The organism is Halorubrum sp. SD683, from assembly GCF_002135045.1.
GTDB lineage: Archaea > Halobacteriota > Halobacteria > Halobacteriales > Haloferacaceae > Halorubrum > Halorubrum ezzemoulense.
The window spans coordinates 1-18,063 of record NZ_NEWJ01000023.1; the positions used below are offsets into that span (position 1 = coordinate 1).

Annotated in this window: 20 protein-coding genes and 2 tRNA genes; 13 read left to right on the forward strand and 9 right to left on the reverse strand. The window is 71.0% G+C overall.

All coding sequences use genetic code 11. The features are described 5' to 3' along the window. Positions 1-42: 42 nt before the first annotated feature. The gene (locus B9G49_RS07920) at positions 43-708 is read right to left on the reverse strand and encodes a thermonuclease family protein (RefSeq protein ID WP_086216009.1); all 666 of its coding nucleotides are present in this window, start codon (positions 706-708) and stop codon (positions 43-45) included. Between the two features lie 264 nt (positions 709-972). Next, positions 973-1,046 (reverse strand) — tRNA-Tyr (locus B9G49_RS07925). A 153-nt stretch (positions 1,047-1,199) separates the two neighbouring features. On the opposite strand from B9G49_RS07925, the gene B9G49_RS07930 reads away from it, so the two are divergent. Then, positions 1,200-2,090 carry a hypothetical protein gene (locus B9G49_RS07930; protein WP_086216010.1) on the forward strand — a complete coding sequence of 297 codons (891 nt, stop codon included), beginning with the start codon at positions 1,200-1,202 and terminating at the stop codon, positions 2,088-2,090. A 95-nt stretch (positions 2,091-2,185) separates the two neighbouring features. Then, positions 2,186-2,776 carry an NAD(P)/FAD-dependent oxidoreductase gene (locus B9G49_RS07935; RefSeq protein ID WP_086216011.1) on the forward strand — a complete coding sequence of 197 codons (591 nt, stop codon included), beginning with the start codon at positions 2,186-2,188 and terminating at the stop codon, positions 2,774-2,776. Positions 2,777-2,826: 50 nt separating this feature from the next. On the opposite strand, the gene B9G49_RS07940 is transcribed toward B9G49_RS07935, so the two are convergent. Together B9G49_RS07940 and B9G49_RS07945 are read right to left on the reverse strand one after the other, a co-directional pair. Beyond that, a complete protein-coding gene (locus tag B9G49_RS07940; protein WP_086216012.1) occupies positions 2,827-4,461 on the reverse strand; it encodes a succinic semialdehyde dehydrogenase in 1,635 nt (544 codons plus the stop codon). An 87-nt stretch (positions 4,462-4,548) separates the two neighbouring features. After that, entirely contained in the window at positions 4,549-5,568 is a 1,020-nt protein-coding gene (locus tag B9G49_RS07945; RefSeq protein WP_086216013.1) for an AI-2E family transporter, read from the reverse strand. A gap of 138 nt (positions 5,569-5,706) precedes the next feature. Between B9G49_RS07945 and B9G49_RS07950 the strand changes: the two genes are divergently transcribed. The 5 genes from B9G49_RS07950 (at position 5,707) to speB (ending at position 8,789) form a co-directional block, all read left to right on the forward strand. Further along, entirely contained in the window at positions 5,707-6,876 is a 1,170-nt protein-coding gene (locus B9G49_RS07950; RefSeq protein ID WP_086216014.1) for an aminotransferase class I/II-fold pyridoxal phosphate-dependent enzyme, read from the forward strand. After that, positions 6,876-7,160 (forward strand): hypothetical protein, encoded by a 285-nt coding sequence (locus B9G49_RS07955; protein ID WP_049932525.1) that lies wholly within the window; start codon positions 6,876-6,878, stop codon positions 7,158-7,160. Before B9G49_RS07950 ends, B9G49_RS07955 begins: the two co-directional genes overlap by 1 nt. Positions 7,161-7,331: 171 nt before the next feature. Further along, positions 7,332-7,526, forward strand: a complete 195-nt coding sequence (locus B9G49_RS16200; protein ID WP_094495395.1) for a hypothetical protein — start codon at positions 7,332-7,334, stop codon at positions 7,524-7,526. Positions 7,527-7,574: 48 nt separating this feature from the next. Next, the gene (locus B9G49_RS07965; RefSeq protein ID WP_049932521.1) at positions 7,575-7,952 is read left to right on the forward strand and encodes a translation initiation factor IF-5A; all 378 of its coding nucleotides are present in this window, start codon (positions 7,575-7,577) and stop codon (positions 7,950-7,952) included. 6 nt (positions 7,953-7,958) lie between these two features. Then, entirely contained in the window at positions 7,959-8,789 is an 831-nt protein-coding gene (gene speB, locus B9G49_RS07970) for an agmatinase (protein WP_049932519.1), read from the forward strand. Positions 8,790-8,807: 18 nt separating this feature from the next. Here speB and B9G49_RS07975 read toward each other — a convergent pair whose 3' ends face one another. Both B9G49_RS07975 and B9G49_RS07980 read right to left on the reverse strand, forming a co-directional pair. Further along, on the reverse strand, positions 8,808-9,059 hold the full coding sequence (locus B9G49_RS07975; protein WP_049932517.1) for a hypothetical protein: 252 nt from the start codon (positions 9,057-9,059) through the stop codon (positions 8,808-8,810). Between the two features lie 97 nt (positions 9,060-9,156). Next, positions 9,157-10,755, reverse strand: coding sequence for an amidohydrolase (locus B9G49_RS07980; protein WP_086216016.1), 1,599 nt, complete (start codon positions 10,753-10,755; stop codon positions 9,157-9,159). 81 nt (positions 10,756-10,836) lie between these two features. Between B9G49_RS07980 and B9G49_RS07985 the strand changes: the two genes are divergently transcribed. Next, on the forward strand, positions 10,837-11,286 hold the full coding sequence (locus tag B9G49_RS07985) for a universal stress protein (RefSeq protein WP_086216017.1): 450 nt from the start codon (positions 10,837-10,839) through the stop codon (positions 11,284-11,286). 57 nt (positions 11,287-11,343) lie between these two features. Here B9G49_RS07985 and B9G49_RS07990 read toward each other — a convergent pair whose 3' ends face one another. Continuing rightward, positions 11,344-11,799, reverse strand: a complete 456-nt coding sequence (locus B9G49_RS07990; protein WP_086216018.1) for a cupin domain-containing protein — start codon at positions 11,797-11,799, stop codon at positions 11,344-11,346. Positions 11,800-11,905: 106 nt separating this feature from the next. Next, positions 11,906-12,868, reverse strand: coding sequence for an alpha/beta hydrolase (locus B9G49_RS07995; protein ID WP_086216019.1), 963 nt, complete (start codon positions 12,866-12,868; stop codon positions 11,906-11,908). 49 nt (positions 12,869-12,917) lie between these two features. Between B9G49_RS07995 and B9G49_RS08000 the strand changes: the two genes are divergently transcribed. Continuing rightward, positions 12,918-14,300, forward strand: coding sequence for a DEAD/DEAH box helicase family protein (locus B9G49_RS08000; protein ID WP_049932507.1), 1,383 nt, complete (start codon positions 12,918-12,920; stop codon positions 14,298-14,300). Positions 14,301-14,721: 421 nt separating this feature from the next. On the opposite strand, the gene udk is transcribed toward B9G49_RS08000, so the two are convergent. Continuing rightward, the gene (gene udk, locus B9G49_RS08005; protein WP_086216020.1) at positions 14,722-15,420 is read right to left on the reverse strand and encodes a uridine kinase; all 699 of its coding nucleotides are present in this window, start codon (positions 15,418-15,420) and stop codon (positions 14,722-14,724) included. Positions 15,421-15,597: 177 nt separating this feature from the next. On the opposite strand from udk, the gene B9G49_RS08010 reads away from it, so the two are divergent. From B9G49_RS08010 to B9G49_RS08025, 4 genes are all read left to right on the forward strand, one after another. Beyond that, positions 15,598-16,320, forward strand: a complete 723-nt coding sequence (locus tag B9G49_RS08010; RefSeq protein ID WP_086216021.1) for a CBS domain-containing protein — start codon at positions 15,598-15,600, stop codon at positions 16,318-16,320. Between the two features lie 86 nt (positions 16,321-16,406). Further along, on the forward strand, positions 16,407-16,949 hold the full coding sequence (locus B9G49_RS08015; protein WP_086216022.1) for a GNAT family N-acetyltransferase: 543 nt from the start codon (positions 16,407-16,409) through the stop codon (positions 16,947-16,949). Between the two features lie 61 nt (positions 16,950-17,010). Continuing rightward, positions 17,011-17,084, forward strand: a tRNA-Thr gene (locus B9G49_RS08020). Positions 17,085-17,225: 141 nt separating this feature from the next. Beyond that, complete coding sequence (locus B9G49_RS08025; RefSeq protein ID WP_049933101.1) at positions 17,226-17,993, forward strand: metallophosphoesterase; 768 nt, start codon at positions 17,226-17,228, stop codon at positions 17,991-17,993. Positions 17,994-18,063: the final 70 nt, after the last annotated feature.

Sequence of the window (18,063 nt, forward strand, 5' to 3'; positions counted from 1 at the left end):
GGATGCCACTACGACATCGTACCGAGCGCGCTCTTAAGTGTGTTACGCCGGCACAGGGGCGTCGACCGCGCCCGCATCGGCGGGGGAGTCGGACTCGTCGAACGCCCAGAGTCCGACCCCGCGTTCCCTCGCGTCGGCTTCGGCCGCCGCGTACGCGTCGCGTAGCGCGAACTCGGTGTCGTACAGCCGCGCGTACCCCTCGGTCAGCAGGCGCTCGTTGAAATCTCCACCGTCGACGTACAGCACCGCCAACAGCCGCCCGTAGCCGCCGCGTCGGTCCCCGCCGGCGACGACCGTGACCTCCTCGCCGGCGAGTTCGGACTCGGCGAATGCGGCCGCCTCACCGCCCCACGCTCGGAGGTGCGCGCGGCCGGCGTCGGTGTTGGGGATCCCCTCGAACTCACCCGGCGAAGTCACGTCGGCGCTCGTCTCGGGCGTGTCGACGCCGAGGAGCCTGACGGTGTCGACCTCGCCGTTCGGGAACTCGACCTCCACCGTGTCGCCGTCGACGACGCGCACGACGGTGCCGGTCCAGGTCGTGTCGTCCGGGTCGCCGGGGTCGACTCCCGCCGGATCGGTCGGCGGCGAGTTGAGGCCGCCGGTCGGTGAATCCCCGTCGGTGGCGGGGCCCGGACCCCCGGCGCAGCCGGACAGTGCGACGACCGCGACGACTCCGATGACCGCGACCAGCCTCGGTCGAACGCGCATCGATCCCGTGTTGCGCTGGTTTCAGTATAAATAGGCAGGAAAGTCGTTCAGCTTACTCGCGTGCTACTACTAACCAACTCTCTCGCTGAAAAAGAAAAGCCTCACCCGCTCGCTGTCGCTCACGAGTCAGAAATTCAGTCCGCCCTCCCCGAATTGAAACGCGCGAGACTCCCTGCGGTCGTCTCGCTGTTCCCCGCTCGCGGTGCTCGCGGGGACGGGGGACAAGTCGATACGCAGTCCGTTACAGATCGAATGAAAAGACAGTCCGCCCTCCCCGAATTGAACGGGGGACAAGTCGATCTACAGTCGACTGCTCTACCAGGCTGAGCTAAGGGCGGTTACCGAAACATAGCCGCCGGATTCGACTTAAGAGTTCCCTTTCAGAGCAGGTGTGATCCGCCGTACCGCGGGGTGGATCGCCGGACTCGAACCCCGCTCGCGACCCACGCTCGCCGCGGGGCTGTTAAGTCTCTCGCGGCGGGAGCGGGGACATGGCCGACGGCGACGACAGACAGGCGACGTTCGGGTCCGACGGGAGCCCCGAAACCGATCGGACGCCGGACGCGACGGGAAAGAACGACTTCGGCGAGGAGAAAGAGCCGAACGAGACCGACGGCGGGTACAGCCGGTACGTCGTCTCCAGCCTGCTCCAGAAGGCGGTCCGGCGCTCCGACGAGGAGATCGCGGCGTGGGCGGCGTGGGAGCTGGCGCGCTCCGGGTACGCCTGGAACCTCTGGGACCGACTCAACCTCTACGTCGTCGAGGACCTGCGCGCGGGCGACGAGGTCGCGCTCACGATCGAGCGCTACGAAGAACTCGCGACGGAGCGCTGGGAGCCCGACGCGTGGAAGGGTCGGCTCTGCGCGATCCACGCCGCGCTCGCGGCCGCCCGCGCTCGCTCGACACGCGAGGCGTCGAACGCGGACGCCTACTTCGGCGCGGTCGCCGATCTCCGGGCCCAGGCGCGCGCCCGCGGGGAGGAGCCGGCGCACGACTTCCCCGTCGGTGACCTCGAACCGGACGGGGAGTTCGGCGCGGTCTTCGACGGGCACACCGGCGAGGGATCCAAGCGCGGGCGCGGCACCCGGTTCTTCAAGACGCACGGCGCGCGCGTCGGCCCGGAGGGCGAAGACGAACAGAGCGCGCGGTGGCAGCGGCTCGCGATGGTGCTCGACGAGGAGATCGAGTACGACGAGGCGGAGCTCGCCCGCGCCGTCGCACCGGTCGATCCAGACGACCCGTGGGGCGGATCGGCCTCCGGCGACACCGAGCCGGACACGGGCGACGGCGAGACGCACCGGAGCGATGCCGAGCCGGACACGGGCGACGAGGGGGGTGGCGCGGGCGACGGGACCGGGTCCCTCTCTGACTTCGCGGAGTGAGGTGTCGGCCGCGGCGACGGGGGTCGCCGCGAGGTCCGCCGTGACCGATCCCCGCTTCCGCCAAGCCTTATGTTCGGGACTGCGTTGTAGCGACCATGACAGATGTCGCAATCGTCGGCGGTGGACCGGCCGGACTGAGCGCCGGGCTGTTCGCGAGCAAGAACGGCCTCGACACCGTCCTCTTCGACACGGACGAGACGTGGATGCACAAGGCGCACCTGTTCAACTACCTCGGCGTGGGCTCGGTCGGCGGCAGCGAGTTCATGGCGACCGCCCGCCAGCAGGCCGACGACTTCGGCGTCGACCGCTGCCAGGGCGAGGAGGTCACCGGCGTCGAGGACGGAGGCGGCGGGTTCACCGTGACGACCGAGGACGGCGAGTACGAGGCCGACTACGTCGTCCTCGCGACGGGGGCGAACCGCGACCTCGCGGAGGCGCTCGGCTGCGAGTTCGACGACGACGACACCGTCAGCGTCGGCGTGTCGATGGAGACCAGCGTCGAGGGCGCCTACGCGACCGGCGCAATGGCCCGTGCCGAGGAGTGGCAGGCGGTCATCTCCGCCGGCGACGGCGCCGCCGCCGCGCTCAACATCCTCTCGAACGAGAAGGGCGAGCACTACCACGACTTCGACGTGCCAGACACCGCGGCGTCGGTGTTCGGCGACCTGATCGACGACGCAGAGTAACCCCGCTTTTCGCCGTCGTCGATCGCGCGCCGTCGATTCCACATGTCCAGTCAGCGGCGCGACAGGCGACGACGGACCTCGTCGACGCCGCGACGCATCCGTCGGCCGAGCCGGGTCGCGGCGAACGCGCCCCGGACGAACCAGTCGGTCGGGATCCGGTCTGGGAACGTCAGCGGGCCGACCCGCGAGACGCCGACGGTCCGCGTCTCCGTGTACCGTCGGATCCCCTCGGGCCCGTGTCGGCGACCGAGGCCGGAGTCGCCGAACCCGCCCATCGGTGCGTCGACCGCGCCCCAGGTCGCGAGGAACGCGTCGTTGACGTTCACGGTCCCGCAGTCGATCTCGCGGGCGAGTTCGGCGCCTCGCTCGCGGTCCCCGGTCCAGACGCTCGCGTTGAGGCCGTACGGGGAGTCGTTCGCGGCGGCGACCGCCGCGTCCGCGTCCGGAACCGCCGTCACCGCGGCGACCGGACCGAACGTCTCCTCGCAGGCGACCGCGGCGTCCGGCTCGACCCCGGTGAGGACGGTCGGCTCGTAGCAGTACGGCGCGACATCCGTCCGCGCTCGGCCCCCGGCCTCGACCGTCGCCCCGCGCTCGCGGGCGTCCTCGACGTGCGACTCGACGCGGGCCAACTGGTCGGCGTCGACGAGCGAGCCGAGGTCGGCGTCGTAGTCGTACCCCGTCCCGAGCGTGAGCGCCTCCGTCTCGCGGACGAACGCGTCGAGGAACTCGTCGCAGGCGGACTCAACGACGTAGATCCGCTCCGCGGAGAGACAGAGCTGCCCGGCGTTCGAGAAGCAGGCCTGGACCGCGCCGCGGGCGGCCTCGTCGACGTCGGCGTCCCCGAGCACGACGAGCGGGTTGTTGCCGCCGAGCTCCAGCGAACAGCCGATCAGGTTCCGGCCCGCGCGCTCCGCGATGGTCCGGCCGGTCGCGGTGCTACCGGTGAACGCGACGTAGTCGACCGCGTCGATCAGCGGCGGCCCGACCTGAGGCCCCTCGCCGGTGACGACCTGAAAGAGGCCGTCGGGGAGCCCGGCGACTTCCAGCAGCTCCGCGAGGAGCAGCGCCCCGTACGGCGTCTTCTCGTCCGGCTTGAGCACGACCGCGTTGCCCGCGGCGAGCGCGGGGATCGCGTCGGCCATCGACAGCGTCAGCGGGTAATTCCACGGCGAGATGACGCCGACGACGCCGACCGGTTCGCGGGTGACCGTCGCGGTCGCGACGCCGGGCGCGACCCCACGGCGACGCTCCTCGGCGAGCGCGCCCGGAGCCTCGCTCGCGACGTACGAGCAGCCGGTCGGCACGTCGAACAGCTCCTCGACCGCGGTGCGCCGGGACTTCCCGGTCTCCAGCTGGAGCACGTCGAGCAGCTCCTCGCGGCGGTCCGCGACGAGGTCGCCGAACCGGTCGACGATACGGGCGCGCTCGGTCGCCGACACCTCGGCCCACGCCGTCTGCGCGTCGCGGGCGCGTTCGACCGCGGCGGACACGTCGTCGGCGTCGCAGGCCGGCACGCGCCCGATCCGCTCGTCGGTCGCCGGGGCGGAGACGTCGATCGCGCCGTCGCCGTCGTCGCCGCTTCCGTCCGGCGAGCTGAAGACGCGATCGGCGAGTCCGTCGAGACGCCGCGCCGTGAGGGTCGGCGCGGCGCCGACCGCGGTTGGGGGATCCGTCGAGGACATCAGGTGTCGGACAGAGGGTCGGGCCATGGAAAGCCGTGCCGGTGGTGCCCTGCGTCGGCGGTCACTGCGTCGGGCCCGCGTCGCCGGTCACTGCGTCGAGCCCGCGTCGCCACCGACCGAGTCCGTCGGGTCGACGTGCTCGGAGAGCATGTCGATCGCTTCGAGCAGCAGCGACACGGCGAGGGGACCGACGATGACGCCGACGGCCCCGAGGGTGAGGATGCCGCCGACGAATCCGACGAAGTAGAGACCGGGCGATATCTTCCCGGTCCAGCCGGCGAGCCGAGTGCGGATCACCGCGTCCGGCACGAAGGCGACGACGACGAGGCCGAGTACCAGCACGGCGGCCGCCCGCCCGGTCGCGCCGACGAGGAAGTCCAGGGCGCCGAGCGCGACGATGAGGATGCTCGGACCGACGACGGGAATGAACTGGAGGACGCCGGCGATGACCGCGAGCAGGACGGGAGAGCCGTAGCCCAGCGTCCGGAACACCGCGACCGCGAGAACGAACGTCGCGGCGGCGGTCGCGGCCTGGAGGACGTATATCGAGTAGAGGGTCTGCCGCGTCCGCTCGTGGAGCCGTGTGGGGATGTCGTGGTACTCGGGCGGGACGACGCCGAAGACGGCCGCCTCGACCGCCCGCGGCCGGTAGAGGATGCCGTACACGAGGAAGGTGAACACGACGACCTCCAAGACGAGGACCGGCGCCGCGCCCGCGACCGCGATCGCGACCCCGCGGATCCACGTCTCCGCGGCCGCGACGTACGGCGCGATCTCGACCACCGTCTGGAACCCGCCGACGGTGATCGGGACGAGGTCGGGGACCCCTTCGAGGAGGGCTATCAGCTCCGACCGCCGCCGGTACAGCGTGTACAGCAGCGGCGCCACGAGGAGGGTCGCGCCGACGAACGCGACGCCGGTCGAGACCACGCACGCGATCCGGCGCGAGAGGCCGCGGCCGACGAGCCGCTGCCGGAGCGGATACAGGACGTACGCGACGGTGACCGCGAACACGACGGTCCGCAGCACCTCCGCCAGCGCGACCGCCGTGAGCGCCGCCATGGCGACGAACAGCACGCCCAACAGCCGCTGCCGGTTGAGAACCATGCCGTCGTGTCGCAATCCCCGGCGAAATGCGTTGCGATGGCGGCCCGCAGTGCCCCCGATTCGCGGGCGGCCGCCGGAGCGGTCCGCGACGACGTCGCCAACCACAGCACCTAACCTCGCGCCCGCCCGAAGAGGGGTATGCGCATCGACCCGTTCGGCCTCGAACGCTGGTTCGCGGAGTACGAACACGAGGCCGACATCATGCTGGCCGAAAGCGGCATCCGGTCGCTCGACGCGAGCCGGTTCGACCTCGATCCGGGGGAGCTCGGCTACGTCATCCCGACGAACGGCGACCCGGAGTTCCGGGCGTCCGTCGGCGACCGCTACGACCGATCCGCCGACGAGGTGCTGTTCACCTGCGGCACCCAGGAGGCGAACTTCCTGACGTTCCTCTCGCTGCTCGGCGACGACGCCCCCGTCGACGGGGCGGGCGGCGCCTTGGACCCCGACGCGTCGGGCGTCGGCTCCGGCACGCACGCGGTCGTCGTCACGCCGACGTACCAGGCGCTCCACGCCGTCCCGGACGCGTTCGGCGACGTGACCCGCGTCGAACTGGAGCCGCCCGAGTGGGAGTTAGACCCGGAGGCCGTCGCCGACGCGGCCCGCGACGACACGGCCGTGATCGTCGTGAACAACCCGAACAACCCGACCGGGCAGTACCACGACGAGGCCGCGATGCGGGCGGTGTACGACGTCGCGGTCGAGCGCGACGCATACCTGCTCTGCGACGAGGTGTACCGCCTGCTCGCGGAGGACCCGCAGCCGCCGGTCGCGAGCTACGGCGCGCACGGCATCTCCACGACCAGCCTCACGAAGGCGTACGGGCTCGCTGGCCTCCGGTTCGGCTGGATCGCCGGTCCCGAGCCGGTCGTCGAGCGCGCGTGGCGCTGGAAGGACTACACGACCATCTCGCCGAGCCTGTTCGGCCAGCACGTCGCTAAGCAGGCGCTGGGGCGATCCGAGGAGGAGATCCTGACGGAGAACCGCGAACTGGCCGCCGCCCACCGCGAGACGGTCGCGGCGTGGGTCGACGACCACGGCCTCGACTGGCTCGACCCGGTCGGGGTCAACGCGTTCGTGACGGTCCCCGACGGCTTCGCGGACGCGGAGGCGTTCTGCCGGACGGTCGTCGAGGAGGCGAGCGTCGTCCTCGCACCGGGGCATCTGTTCGGCTTCCCGGACCGATTCCGGATCGGGTTCGGACTCCCGACCGAGGAGTTGACAGAGGGCCTCGATCGGGTGAGCGGCGTGATCGAGGAGCACGCGCCGACGGTCGACTCGGCCGCGACGAACGGGGGTGACGCCTGATGGGCGTGTTCGGCGACCTCAAAAACGACGTAGTCGGCTTCGTCCGCAACCCCACCGACGAGCAGAAGATCTTGTTGGTGGCGTTCGTCTCCATGGCGGTCTCGGACCGGTACTTCTATTATAACGACATCCCGTTCGTCGTGCGGACGACCGCGGCCGTCGGCGTCGGCTTCATCGTCATGTTCGTCGTCAGCTACCTGTACACGGGCCAACTCGTCCCGCCGGACGGGAACGTCGACGACGACGAGGAGCCGGAGGAGTACGTGGACGAGCTCGACCCGTAGGCTCGCTTTCGGGACGAGTTCGGTCGCCGCGGTCGTCGCGGCTGCCACGTCGCCGCCGTCATGGTCGCTACGTCGCCGCGGCGGCGCCCGCCGCCCCGGAGGACCCGCCGCCGCTCGCGGAGTCACCGCGTCGCCCCAGTCGACCGGGGGAACGCCGAGGTCGCCGTCCGCGTGCGTCGCGACCTCGTGGAGGCACGCGGCCGCCGGAACGTCGGCGTCATCGCGTATCGGCGCGCCGGCGTTGCCGGAGAGGTCGTCGCCGAGGGCGTCGGCGACGCGATCGACTCGGTCGTCCGACGAGCGGAGGACGTACACGACCACGCCGCAGGCCGTCGGGGCGGTTGGACGCCGTCTCGGGCCGGGTAGCGGCGGCATTCCAAACCGTTTATACCCGCGCCGGGGGAATTGGCGGACATGCCGCGAGAGCAGAAGCAGGTTCGCGAACTCCAGGAGGGCAGCTACGTGATGATGGACGACGCGCCCTGTAAGATCAACCACTACAGCACCGCCAAACCCGGTAAACACGGCAGCGCGAAGGCCCGCGTCGAAGGGAAGGGCGTCTTCGACGACAAGAAGCGCTCGCTCTCGCAGCCCGTCGACGCGAAGGTGTGGGTCCCGATCATTCAGCGCAAGCAGGGACAGGTCGTCAACGTCAGCGGCGACGAGGTTCAGGTGATGGACTTAGACACCTACGACACGTTCACGATGCGCATCCCCGAGGGCGAGGACTTCTCCTCGGACGACAACATCGAGTACCTCGACTACGAGGGCCAACGGAAGATCATCGGGTAATCGGCGATGTTCCCCGGGGCGACGACCGACCGCGAAGCTGCTTCCTACGTGGTCGTCGGCGCTCCGCTCGACGCCACGACCACGTTTCAGCCGGGCACCCGGTTCGGACCGGACCGAGTCCGGCGATTCGCCGAGACGTACGACGACTACGACCGCCGCACCGACAGTCGCTTCTCCGCGCTGGGCGTCAACGATGCGGGCGACGTGCGCCCGTGGGACGACGTGCCGGCGTACCTCGACCACCTCGCCGCCGAACTGCGGAGCGTCGTCTACGACGAGTCGGTCCCGCTCCTCGTCGGCGGCGAACACACGGTCACGCACGCGGGGGTCGAGGCCGTCGACCCCGACGCGCTCGTCATCTGCGACGCGCACCTCGACCTCCGGGACGCATACGACGGGAACCCGCTGAACCACGCCTGCGTCACGCGCCGGTGTCTCGACGACCTCGGCGTCGACCGCGCCGTTATCGTCGGCGCGCGGACCGGGTCCGAGGCCGAGTGGGACCGGGCGGCCGACGCCGACGTGGAGGTCGTCGCGCCGGAAGACGCCCGCGAGTGGGTCGACGGTCTCGACGGCGACGCGTTCGCCGGGGAGACGGTCTACTGCTCCGTCGACATCGACGGGCTCGACCCCGCTTACGCTCCCGGTACGGGGACGATGGAACCGTTCGGGGTAGCGCCGCGGACCGTCCGTGACCTCGTCCGCGCGGTCGCGCCGCGCGCCGACGGGTTCGACGCGGTCGAGGTGAACGACCGGGACGACGGGCAGGCGGCGGCGCTGGCCGCGAAGCTCCTGCGGGAGTTCGCGTACTCGCACGCGGCCGCAACGACCGAGTAACCGGGTTCTCGAGGCGAGTTACGAGAGTTCGGAGAGGCGGCGCCGCGCGGCGGTCACCGCCTCCATCGAGTCGATCCACTCGCGGGTGTCGGTACACCAGATGCGGTCGCCCTCGACGCTGACGCAGAAGACGGACTCGCCGGAGGGCGAGAGGGTGACGCGGTCGACGTCGGGCCGGTCACCGAGGTACGCGTCGATGAGTCGTCGGGCGGTCTCGGCCTCGGAGCGGAGACGATTTCCCGCGGCGTACTCGACGGCTATCTCTGTCATGCTCCCAGATTAGAACTACATGATTAATAACTGCTGTTTTCTGGCAGCGATTGCGGCTTTCTCGGCGTTCCGGCAGGGTCGCGCCTCGGCCGCCGATTCACCGACCGTCGAACACGATGTCGCCGTCGACGACGGTCAGCGCCACGTCGATATCGTCGATCGCGTCGTCGCGCTCCCACGGCGACGCGTCAAGCGCGACGAGGTCGGCCCGCTTCCCCACCTCGATCGTCCCGAGCCGGTCCTCGTCGAAGCCGGCGTACGCGGCGCCGCGGGTGTACGCCCGCAGCGCCTCGGTGACGGTGAGGCGCTGAGATTCGGCCGGGGCGTTGACCGCGTGGTGAACCCCGAACAGCGGGTCCATCGGCATCCCGTCCGAGCCGAACGCGAGCCGGACCCCCGCGTCGAGCATGTCCCGGTAGCGGTTCGTCTCGGCGGTGCGCTCGGATCCCAGTCGCTCCTCGTAGAGACCGCCGGGTTGCGCCCACTTCAGGAAGTTCGGCTGGACGCTCGCGACGACGCCGGTCTCCGCGAGCCACTCGATCGCGTCGTCGTCGGCCAGTTCGGCGTGTTCGACGCGGTGACGGGCTTCCCCGGCGTCGGTCCGGGAGGCGTGCTCGTATGCGTCCAAGACGGCGTCGACGGCCTCGTCTCCGATCGCGTGGGCGGTGAACTGGAGGCCCGCCTCGGTCGCGGTTGCGACGGCCTCGTCCAGCTCGTCGGGATCGACGACCCACTGCCCGGTCTCGTCTGGCGCGTCCGCGTACGGCTCGGAGAGGCGCGCGGTCCGGCCGCCGAAGCTCCCGTCCGTGTACGACTTGATCGCTCCGGTCCGTACCATATCGCTCCCGGCGTTCGTCGCGAGGCCGACCTCCCGGACCGCGTCGAGGTGGTCGCTCCAGTAGTTGATCCGGACGCGGGCGGTGAGCGACCCGGACTCGTCGAGGTCGCGGTAGACCCGGGGCGCGTGCGAGTCGCGGACCATGTCGTGGAAGCCCGTGATACCGCGGGCGGCGCAGCCGTCGAGCGCGGCCTCGACGACCGCGCGCGTCTCGGCCGGGCCGGGCTCGACCGCTCGGTAGATCGGGTCGATGGCGGCTTCGAGCAGGACGCCGGTCGGATCGCCGTCGTCGTCCGTGGGCACCGTCTCGTCGGGAGCGTCGGCGAGCGCGTCGGCGAAGCGGTCGAGCGCGACGCCGTTGACCGCCGCGACGTGCATGTCCTCGCGGAACGCCGCCACCGGGCGCTCGGTCGAGACGCGGTCGAGGTCCGCGCGGGTCAGGTAGCGCGAGTCGTCCCACGTCGACTCGTCGTAACCGTAGCCGAGGACCCAGTCGTCGCTTTCGGGGTCCTCCACCTCGCTCGCTTCGCGTTCCACTTCCGCCGCGCGCTCGGCCAGCAGGTCGACGGCCCCGTCCGGGGAGTCGGCCGCCGAGAGGTCGGCGTGGAGGAGGTAGCGGCCAACGGTGGTCAGGTGGGTGTGCGCGTCGACGAACCCGGGGAGGATGACGCGCCCGTCGAGGTCGACCACGTCCGTGTCGACGCCGGCGAGCAGTTCCACGTCGTGCGTCCGCCCGGTCCGGACGATCTCGCCGTCGCGCACGGCGACGGCCTCGCACACCGCGTCGCCGCCCGAATCCGGGTCCGCAAGCGTGTGTACCTCCCCGTTCACGAAGATCCGGTCCGCGGCCTCGGTCATGGAACTCCGGGGGGCACACAGCGTGTTAACCGTTCGGGAAACGGCGACCGATTTATTCGGTCGCTCGACGAACCGCCGCGTATGTACGACAACGTGCTCCTCCCGACCGACGGCAGCGTCGGCGTCGACCGCGCGATCGACCACGCGATCGACGCCGCCGACCGCTACGACGCGACGCTCCACGTCCTCTACGTCGTCGACAGCGGCGTGGTGAACGCCTACTCCGGCGACGAGTTCGTCGACGGCGCCGAGGGCGCCGAGGAGACGCTCGAAGAGACCGGCCGCGAGTCGCTTGACGCGGTGGCCTCGCTCGCCCGCGACGCCGACGTGGAGGCGGTCACCGCCCTCCGCTACGGCGTCCCGCACGAGGAGATCCTCCGCTACGCCGACGAGGAGGACGTCGACCTCACGGTGATGGGGTCGAAGACGCGCTCCGGCGACTACCGCCGGATGCTCGGCTCCGTCACCGAGCGCGTCTCCCGGCAGTCGACCGCGCCCGTGAGCATCGTGAAGACGACCGTCGACGCCTGAGTCCCGACGCCGCTCCGACTCCGTTTTCCCCCGTCTCCCGCGCCCGCCTCGACGGCGTCAGCCCTCCAGTTCGGCGCCGCACTCCGGACACCGGAGATCGAACCCGTCGTCGCTCGGAGCGGCCCGCATGTTCTCGTGTCCGCACTCCGGACACTCCTGCGGGATCCGCACGTCCTCGCTGTCGCGGGGCGCGCCCAGTGCGAACGCGACGACCGGCTCGTCGCCGTCGTTCTTGCCCGACTGGAACTCGCCGGGCGCGAACCGGACCGCCTCGCCCGCGCCGACGCTCACGTCCCCGTCCATCGTCTCGAACGTCGCCTCCCCCTCGACGACGACGAAGATCTCTTCCTGGTCCATGTGAGCGTGAAGCCCGCCGGAGAACCGCTCCCCAGGATCGAGGCGGTAGCGGTTGAGCGCCACGTCGGTCGCCCCGAGCGGCTCCGACAGCCCCCGGCGGTCCACGTCGCTTCCGAGGGCGCTCGGCTCGACCTCGTCGATAGAGACTCGTTCCATACTCACGGACACGGCCTCGCGAGAGTTATGCTTTGACCTCGCGCCGCGGTTTCCGCTCGCCGCCGTCCGACGGGACCCGTCGGCGGACGACGCTTCGGGCGACCGATCACAGCCGGGATCGCGCGTCGCTCGCGACCGCGGACAGGGCGGTCTCCGCGGTGGCCACCCTGTCCGCGAGGCTACAGAACCCGTGCGCCATCGCCGGGTAGTGACGGTGCTCGACCAGCGTTCCCTCGCGCTCGAACCGGTCCGCGAGCGCGACGCCGTCGTCGCGCAGGGGGTCGAACCCGGCGGTGACGACCGTCGCGGGCGCGAGGTCCCCCAAGTCCGCCGCCTCCAGCGGGACCGCGTACGGGTTCGCGGCGTCGATCGGGCTCCGCAGGTACTGCTCGTAGAACCACCGCATGTCCTCGCGCGTGAGCAGCGGGCCGTCCGCGTTCTCCCGGTACGAGTCCGTCTCGAAGTCGCGGCCGGCGATCGGGTACAGCAGGAACTGCCCGGCGGGCGTCGGCGCGTCTCCGACGTCCCGCGCGCGGAGCGACGCCGCGACCGCGAGCGCGCCGCCGGCGCTGGTGCCCGAGACGCCGGTCCGGTCGGGATCGACGCCCAGCGCGTCCGCCGTCTCGGTGACCCACTCCAGCGCCGCGGTCGCCTCGTCGACCGCGATGGGGAACGGGTGCTCTGGCGCGAGCCGGTAGTCGACGGAGACGACGACCGCGTCGGCGCGGACCGCGAGCTCGCGGCAGATCCCGTCGACCGAATCGAGCGTCCCAAGCGTCCAGCCGCCGCCGTGGAAGTGGACGAGGGCGCGGGCCGGCGGGTCGCCCCCTGCGCCCATCGGATCGGGCGCCCCCGCCGGGCGGTACACCCGGACCGGCACCTCGCCGTGCGGGCCGTCGAACGCGAGGTCGCGGACGTCGGCCACCGGCGGTTCGGGCGGTCCCGAGAACAGGTCGTCTTCGAGGCGGCGGGCGGCATCGACCGAGAGATGGCTCCACGCGGGCAGGCCCAGCGACTCGATCTCGGCGATCGCCGCGGCGAGGTCGGGGTCGAGTTCGTCCGCGCGCATGGCGGACCGAGGCGGTGGGCCTTTGTAAGTCGGACGGGAACTCGGGACGATGGACGTCCGGTTGACCTACGAGGACGGCACGATCCGGGTCGACGCGGACGGCGACCTCGCGCCCGACGCGCTGCCGCCGCTGCCCGGGGTCGAGACGGACCCCCGAACCGGGACCGGCCGGGCGCCCGCCCACCGCTACGCCGAACTCCGGCGGGCGCTCCGGGTGGCCGGCGTCGCAGTCGACGACCGGGTCCTCGACGCGAGCGCGCGCGCCGCGAGCGAGGCCGGGCTCCCGGACGCGCTCGCCACCGACTACGACCTCCGCGAGTACCAGCGCGAGGCGTTGGACGCGTGGCGGGACGCCGGCGACCGCGGCGTCCTCGAGCTGCCGACCGGGGCCGGCAAGACCGTGATCGCGATCCGCGCGATGGTCGAACTCGGCGTTCCGACGCTCGTGGTCGTCCCCACGGTCGACCTGCTCGACCAGTGGCAACGAGAGTTGGAGCGCGAGTTCGACGCCCCGATCGGCCGCTTCGGCGGCGGCGAGCAGCGCCGGGAGGCGATCACGGTGTCGACGTACGACTCCGCGTACCTGAAGGCGGACGGCGTCGGCGACGCCTTCGAGTTCGTCGTCTTCGACGAGGTCCACCACCTCGGCGGCGAGGGGTACCGGGACGCCGCGCGCCTCCTCGCCGCGCCCGCGCGACTCGGGCTCACGGCCACCTTCGAGCGCCCGGACGGCGCCCACGAGGCGGTCGCGGAGCTGGTCGGCGACCGCGTCTACGCGCTCGACGTCGACGACCTCGCGGGCGACCACCTCGCCCCCTACGACATCCGGCGGATCGAGGTGGAGCTCACCGAGGCGGAGCGCGAGCGCTACGACGAGAAACAGGGCACCTTCGTCGAGTACGTCCGCGACGCGGGGATCACGTTTTCGAGCGGGAGCGACTACCAGGAGCTGGTCAAGCGCTCGGGAAACGACCCGGCGGCCCGCGAGGCGCTCCTCGCGAAGCAGGACGCCCGCGAGGTCATGATGAACGCCGACCGCAAGGTCGAGCGGCTCGCCGAGATCCTCGACCGCCACCGCGACGACCGCGTGATCGTGTTCACGGCCCACACCGACCTCGTCTACCGGCTCTCCGAGCGCTTCCTGCTCCCCGCGATCACCGCCGAGACGGGCGCGAAGGAGCGCCGCGAGATCCTCGAACGCTTCCGGGACGGCACCTACGGGCGCGTCGTCGCCGCGAACGTCTTAGACGAGGGGGTCGACGTGCCCGACGCCAACGTCGCGGTCCTGCTCTCCGGCTCGGGCAGCGAGCGCGAGTTCACCCAGCGGCTCGGCCGCGTGCTCCGCCCGAAGGAGGACGGCGGCCGCGCGACGCTGTACGAGCTCGTCAGCGCCGAGACCGCCGAGGAGCGGGTGGCGAGCCGGCGGCGATGAGCCGGAACGGTCGAGATACGACGGTTAAATGCATGTGAGCGGCTACGACGATCGCTTGTAAATGATAGTGCGATGGCGCGTGCCTCCGAGTGGCCGCCAGAGGCGGCCGCGAGGAGCACGCGCGAGGGACGCCGCGAGCGACCGGAGAGAGCGAGCGGCGAGGCTGGGGAGGCGTGAGGTGCGGTCGCGGGACGGGACTCAAAGGGGCAGCCGCGAGGACGCCGTAGGCGACGTAAGGACCGCAGGAGCGAGCAACACGAGCGACGAGGACCGCAGCGAGCGTACGGCGTCCTCGCGGCTGGGGCTTTGGAAGTGTTCAGCGTCGATCTACGAGCAGCGGTTTATAAGCAAACGAACGGGCTTCGGCGACAGATACCGTCGCTCCGGCGTCCACGCCCAGAGACCCACCGTTTCGAACTAATTAATCGTCGCCGTCCATGTCGAGCGAGCGCTTCTCGCCCAGCTCCGATTCGAGGCTGCCGCGCTCCCAACTCCTGACCGCGTCGCCCTCGACCTCGGCGCGCAGTTTCTCCTCTAAGAGGTTCACGGCGACGCTGTTGGCGCCCTCGGGGATGATCACGTCGGCGTGTTTCTTCGAGGGCTCGATGAACTGCTCGTGCATGGGCTTCACCGTCGAGAGGTACTGGTCGATGACGCCCTCCAGGTCGCGGCCGCGGTCGATCACGTCCCGGCGGATCCGGCGCAGGATCCGCACGTCGGCGTCGGTCTCGACGAAGAGCCGCAGGTCCATCATGTCGTTTATGTCCTCGTCGTACAGCGCCAGGATGCCCTCCAGCACGATGACGTCGGTGGGTTCGACAGTGATCCGCTCGTCTTTCCGATTGTGAATCTCGAAGTCGTACTGCGGCATCTCGACGGACTGGCCCTCCAGGAGGGCTTCGAGGTGCTCCCTGAGGAGTTCCCACTCGAACGCCGAGGGGTGGTCGTAGTTGACCTCCTTGCGCTCCTCGAACTCGAGGTGCGAGAGGTCCTCGTAGTAGTTGTCCAGCGGGATCCGGGTGACGCTGTCGCCGAGGTCGCGGGTGACGAGCCGGGAGACCGTCGTCTTCCCGGCGCCCGTCCCCCCCGCGATCCCGATCACGAACGAGGGAATGGCCATGTCCCAGTTCGAACGTCGGAGGGTTTGAACGCTCCCTTTCGTCGGCGGGGCGCGCCCGCAGGGCGTCCGGACGCGACTCGCTCCGCCGGATATGCGAACCGATCGCAAGCGTAGGCCGGGCACGGATAAAACGCTACCGGGGGCACCTTTTAGCCGGTCGGAGCGGATCCGGAACGTATGCGAACAGACACCACGGTTCATGACGTGATGCACCGCGAGTTCCTCGGCGTCAGCGAGTCGGACGCGCTGCCGGAGGCGGCCGCGCTCTTGGTCGAAGAGGAGACGAACTGTCTGGTGGTCGTGCGCGGCAGCGAGCCGGTGGGACGGCTGGAGGCCCGCGACGCGCTTGAGGTGCTGCTGGAGGCGGGCGACGGCGGGGAGTCGCCCGAGGGGCCGCCGTCCACGGTCGGCGCGGCCATGAGTCCGCCGCTGCCGACGGTCTCGCCGGACGACTCGCTCGCGGCGCTCGAAGAGCGGCTCGTCGCCGAGGGGACGGACCGAGTCGTCGCCGTCGACGACGGGGAGGCGGTCGGCGTCGTCACGGACGGCGACGCGCTCGCCGCGGGGGCGCCGCGGACGGGCGCCGGCGCCGACGGCTTCGGTGACGAACCCGCGACGGGCGACCCCCACCCGGAGGAGACCGTGCTGTCGACCGCGGCCGCGGCGGACTCCGACGCGGAGCGGAGCGCCGCGGCGACGATGGACCCGGCCACGGCATCGGAGCCCGCCGCGGCCGCCTCGGGAGACGGCCCCTCCGGAAGCGAAGACGGCGTCGACCCGGTGACGGGTGCGCCGAGCGAGGGCTCGACGCAAGGGGTCTGCGAGAGCTGCGGCGCGCTCGTCCCCGACCTCGTCACCGCGAACGGGCAGGCCGTCTGCCCGAACTGCCGCGAGGTCTGAGTCGCTGGGCCGCCGTTCGATGCGCCAACGGCGAGGCCGAGTCATCGGCCGGCAGTCTCAACACGTCGCGAGCCGAACGCGAACGTATGGCCGAGACGGACGCCCGGATCGAGCCGGCGACCGCCGACGACGTCGACCCGGTCACCGACATGTGGGTGGCGCTCGCCGCGGGGCAGCGCGAGTACGGCGCCACGCTCCGCGGCGAGGCGAACCGCGCGACCGTCCGCGAGTGGGTCGCGCAGTCGGTGGTTACCGGCGACCTGCTGGTCGCTCGCGACCCTGAAGCCGCGGCCGAAGCGGACACCGGCGATCCGGACCCCGTCGGGTTCGTCGGCTTCTCGCTCGAACGCGGTGACTACGACCGCGACGCCGTCCGCGGAACCGTCAGCAACCTCTTCGTGCGACCGGACCGGCGCGGCGAGGGGGTCGGTGCGGCGCTGCTCGACGCGGCCGAGCGCGCGCTCGTCGAGGCGGGCGCCGACCGCGTGGCGCTGGAGGCGCTGGCAGACAACGACCGCGCCCGTGCGTTCTACGCGGACCGCGGCTACGGCCTCCACCGCGTCGAACTGACGAAGTCACTGGACCCCCAAGACGAGGACGAGCGCGGCGGCGATCAGGAAAGCCGGTGACTCCGGCCGGGTTCGCGGAAAGCGACACGCACTCATAGGAGGACCGAGTACGGCCGCACGCGCCAGGGGAGCATGGGTGGTTCATGCACTCGACTTGTAATCGAGACTTCCGGGGTTCAAATCCCTGCCCTGGCTCTGCTGGACGCCGTCGACTCTCTGAGGAGTCGGGCGGCGACTCCCCGACGCGATCTGGCGCCGAGACAGCGAGGCGTTTTCCCCGCGGCGAGCGCCGATCCGTAGTTATTTGACCGCGGTGCGTCGACTCATTGGTAACCGATGGGTCGATTCGCGCTGTTTCCCGATGTCCACATGCGGAGCGGCCACGCGGCCGAGATCGAGCGGGAGCTACGCGACGCGCTCGAGGCCGTCTCCGCCGACGCGTTCGACCGGATCTTTGTGTTGGGCGACCTGATCGAAGACGACGGCTCGGCCGAGGTCGACGAGGCGAACGTCGAACGGGTCCGCGAGATATTCGCGGACGCGCCGGTCCCGGTCACGTATCTGCTGGGGAACCACGACGTCGAGACACTGACCCGCGCGGAGCTCACGTCGCTGCTCGGCCAGGACCGTTTCCACGGCGTGATCGAGACCGACGACGTGCCGATTGTCTACCTCGACTCGACGAAGGAGGCGACGCCGGGCGCCCGCGGCGAGCTCGGGTCCGACCAGCGCGAGTGGCTGGCGGGCGTCTGCGCGGAGTACGACGACCCGCTCTTCCTGAGCCATCACCCGCTCGGGACCTTCGACATCTCGGACAACGACTGGTTCAGACACTACCCGGAGCGCGCGTTCCTCTCCGACCGAAAGGAGACGCTTCGCGTCATCGAGGGGCTCGGGTCCGGACGCGGCACGATAAGCGGGCACATCCACCAGTCCGGGTTCGCGAACTTCCGCAACATGGCCCACGTCTCGGTCAACGCGTTCAGCAAGGAGGTGCCCGGCAAACCTCTGACCGGGACCTACGCCGACGTGACCGTCGGCGATCGGATCACCGTCGACGTGACCGTCGGGGGCGACACCGTGACGTCGTACACCATCCTCTAGCCGGACGGCGGTCGCGTCGGGCGGTGCTGTGAGGTAGTTTTACTATCCGCGCTGTCGTCGGCCCGGTACG

Coding starts and splice junctions, on each gene's coding strand:
- B9G49_RS07920 (WP_086216009.1), bottom strand. CDS start 708: ATGCGCGTTCGACCGAGGCTGGTCGCGGTCATCGGAGTCGTCGCGGTC.
- B9G49_RS07930 (WP_086216010.1), top strand. CDS start 1,200: ATGGCCGACGGCGACGACAGACAGGCGACGTTCGGGTCCGACGGGAGC.
- B9G49_RS07935 (WP_086216011.1), top strand. CDS start 2,186: ATGACAGATGTCGCAATCGTCGGCGGTGGACCGGCCGGACTGAGCGCC.
- B9G49_RS07940 (WP_086216012.1), bottom strand. CDS start 4,461: ATGTCCTCGACGGATCCCCCAACCGCGGTCGGCGCCGCGCCGACCCTC.
- B9G49_RS07945 (WP_086216013.1), bottom strand. CDS start 5,568: ATGGTTCTCAACCGGCAGCGGCTGTTGGGCGTGCTGTTCGTCGCCATG.
- B9G49_RS07950 (WP_086216014.1), top strand. CDS start 5,707: ATGCGCATCGACCCGTTCGGCCTCGAACGCTGGTTCGCGGAGTACGAA.
- B9G49_RS07955 (WP_049932525.1), top strand. CDS start 6,876: ATGGGCGTGTTCGGCGACCTCAAAAACGACGTAGTCGGCTTCGTCCGC.
- B9G49_RS07965 (WP_049932521.1), top strand. CDS start 7,575: ATGCCGCGAGAGCAGAAGCAGGTTCGCGAACTCCAGGAGGGCAGCTAC.
- speB (WP_049932519.1), top strand. CDS start 7,959: ATGTTCCCCGGGGCGACGACCGACCGCGAAGCTGCTTCCTACGTGGTC.
- B9G49_RS07975 (WP_049932517.1), bottom strand. CDS start 9,059: ATGACAGAGATAGCCGTCGAGTACGCCGCGGGAAATCGTCTCCGCTCC.
- B9G49_RS07980 (WP_086216016.1), bottom strand. CDS start 10,755: ATGACCGAGGCCGCGGACCGGATCTTCGTGAACGGGGAGGTACACACG.
- B9G49_RS07985 (WP_086216017.1), top strand. CDS start 10,837: ATGTACGACAACGTGCTCCTCCCGACCGACGGCAGCGTCGGCGTCGAC.
- B9G49_RS07990 (WP_086216018.1), bottom strand. CDS start 11,799: ATGGAACGAGTCTCTATCGACGAGGTCGAGCCGAGCGCCCTCGGAAGC.
- B9G49_RS07995 (WP_086216019.1), bottom strand. CDS start 12,868: ATGCGCGCGGACGAACTCGACCCCGACCTCGCCGCGGCGATCGCCGAG.
- B9G49_RS08000 (WP_049932507.1), top strand. CDS start 12,918: ATGGACGTCCGGTTGACCTACGAGGACGGCACGATCCGGGTCGACGCG.
- udk (WP_086216020.1), bottom strand. CDS start 15,420: ATGGCCATTCCCTCGTTCGTGATCGGGATCGCGGGGGGGACGGGCGCC.
- B9G49_RS08010 (WP_086216021.1), top strand. CDS start 15,598: ATGCGAACAGACACCACGGTTCATGACGTGATGCACCGCGAGTTCCTC.
- B9G49_RS08015 (WP_086216022.1), top strand. CDS start 16,407: ATGGCCGAGACGGACGCCCGGATCGAGCCGGCGACCGCCGACGACGTC.
- B9G49_RS08025 (WP_049933101.1), top strand. CDS start 17,226: ATGGGTCGATTCGCGCTGTTTCCCGATGTCCACATGCGGAGCGGCCAC.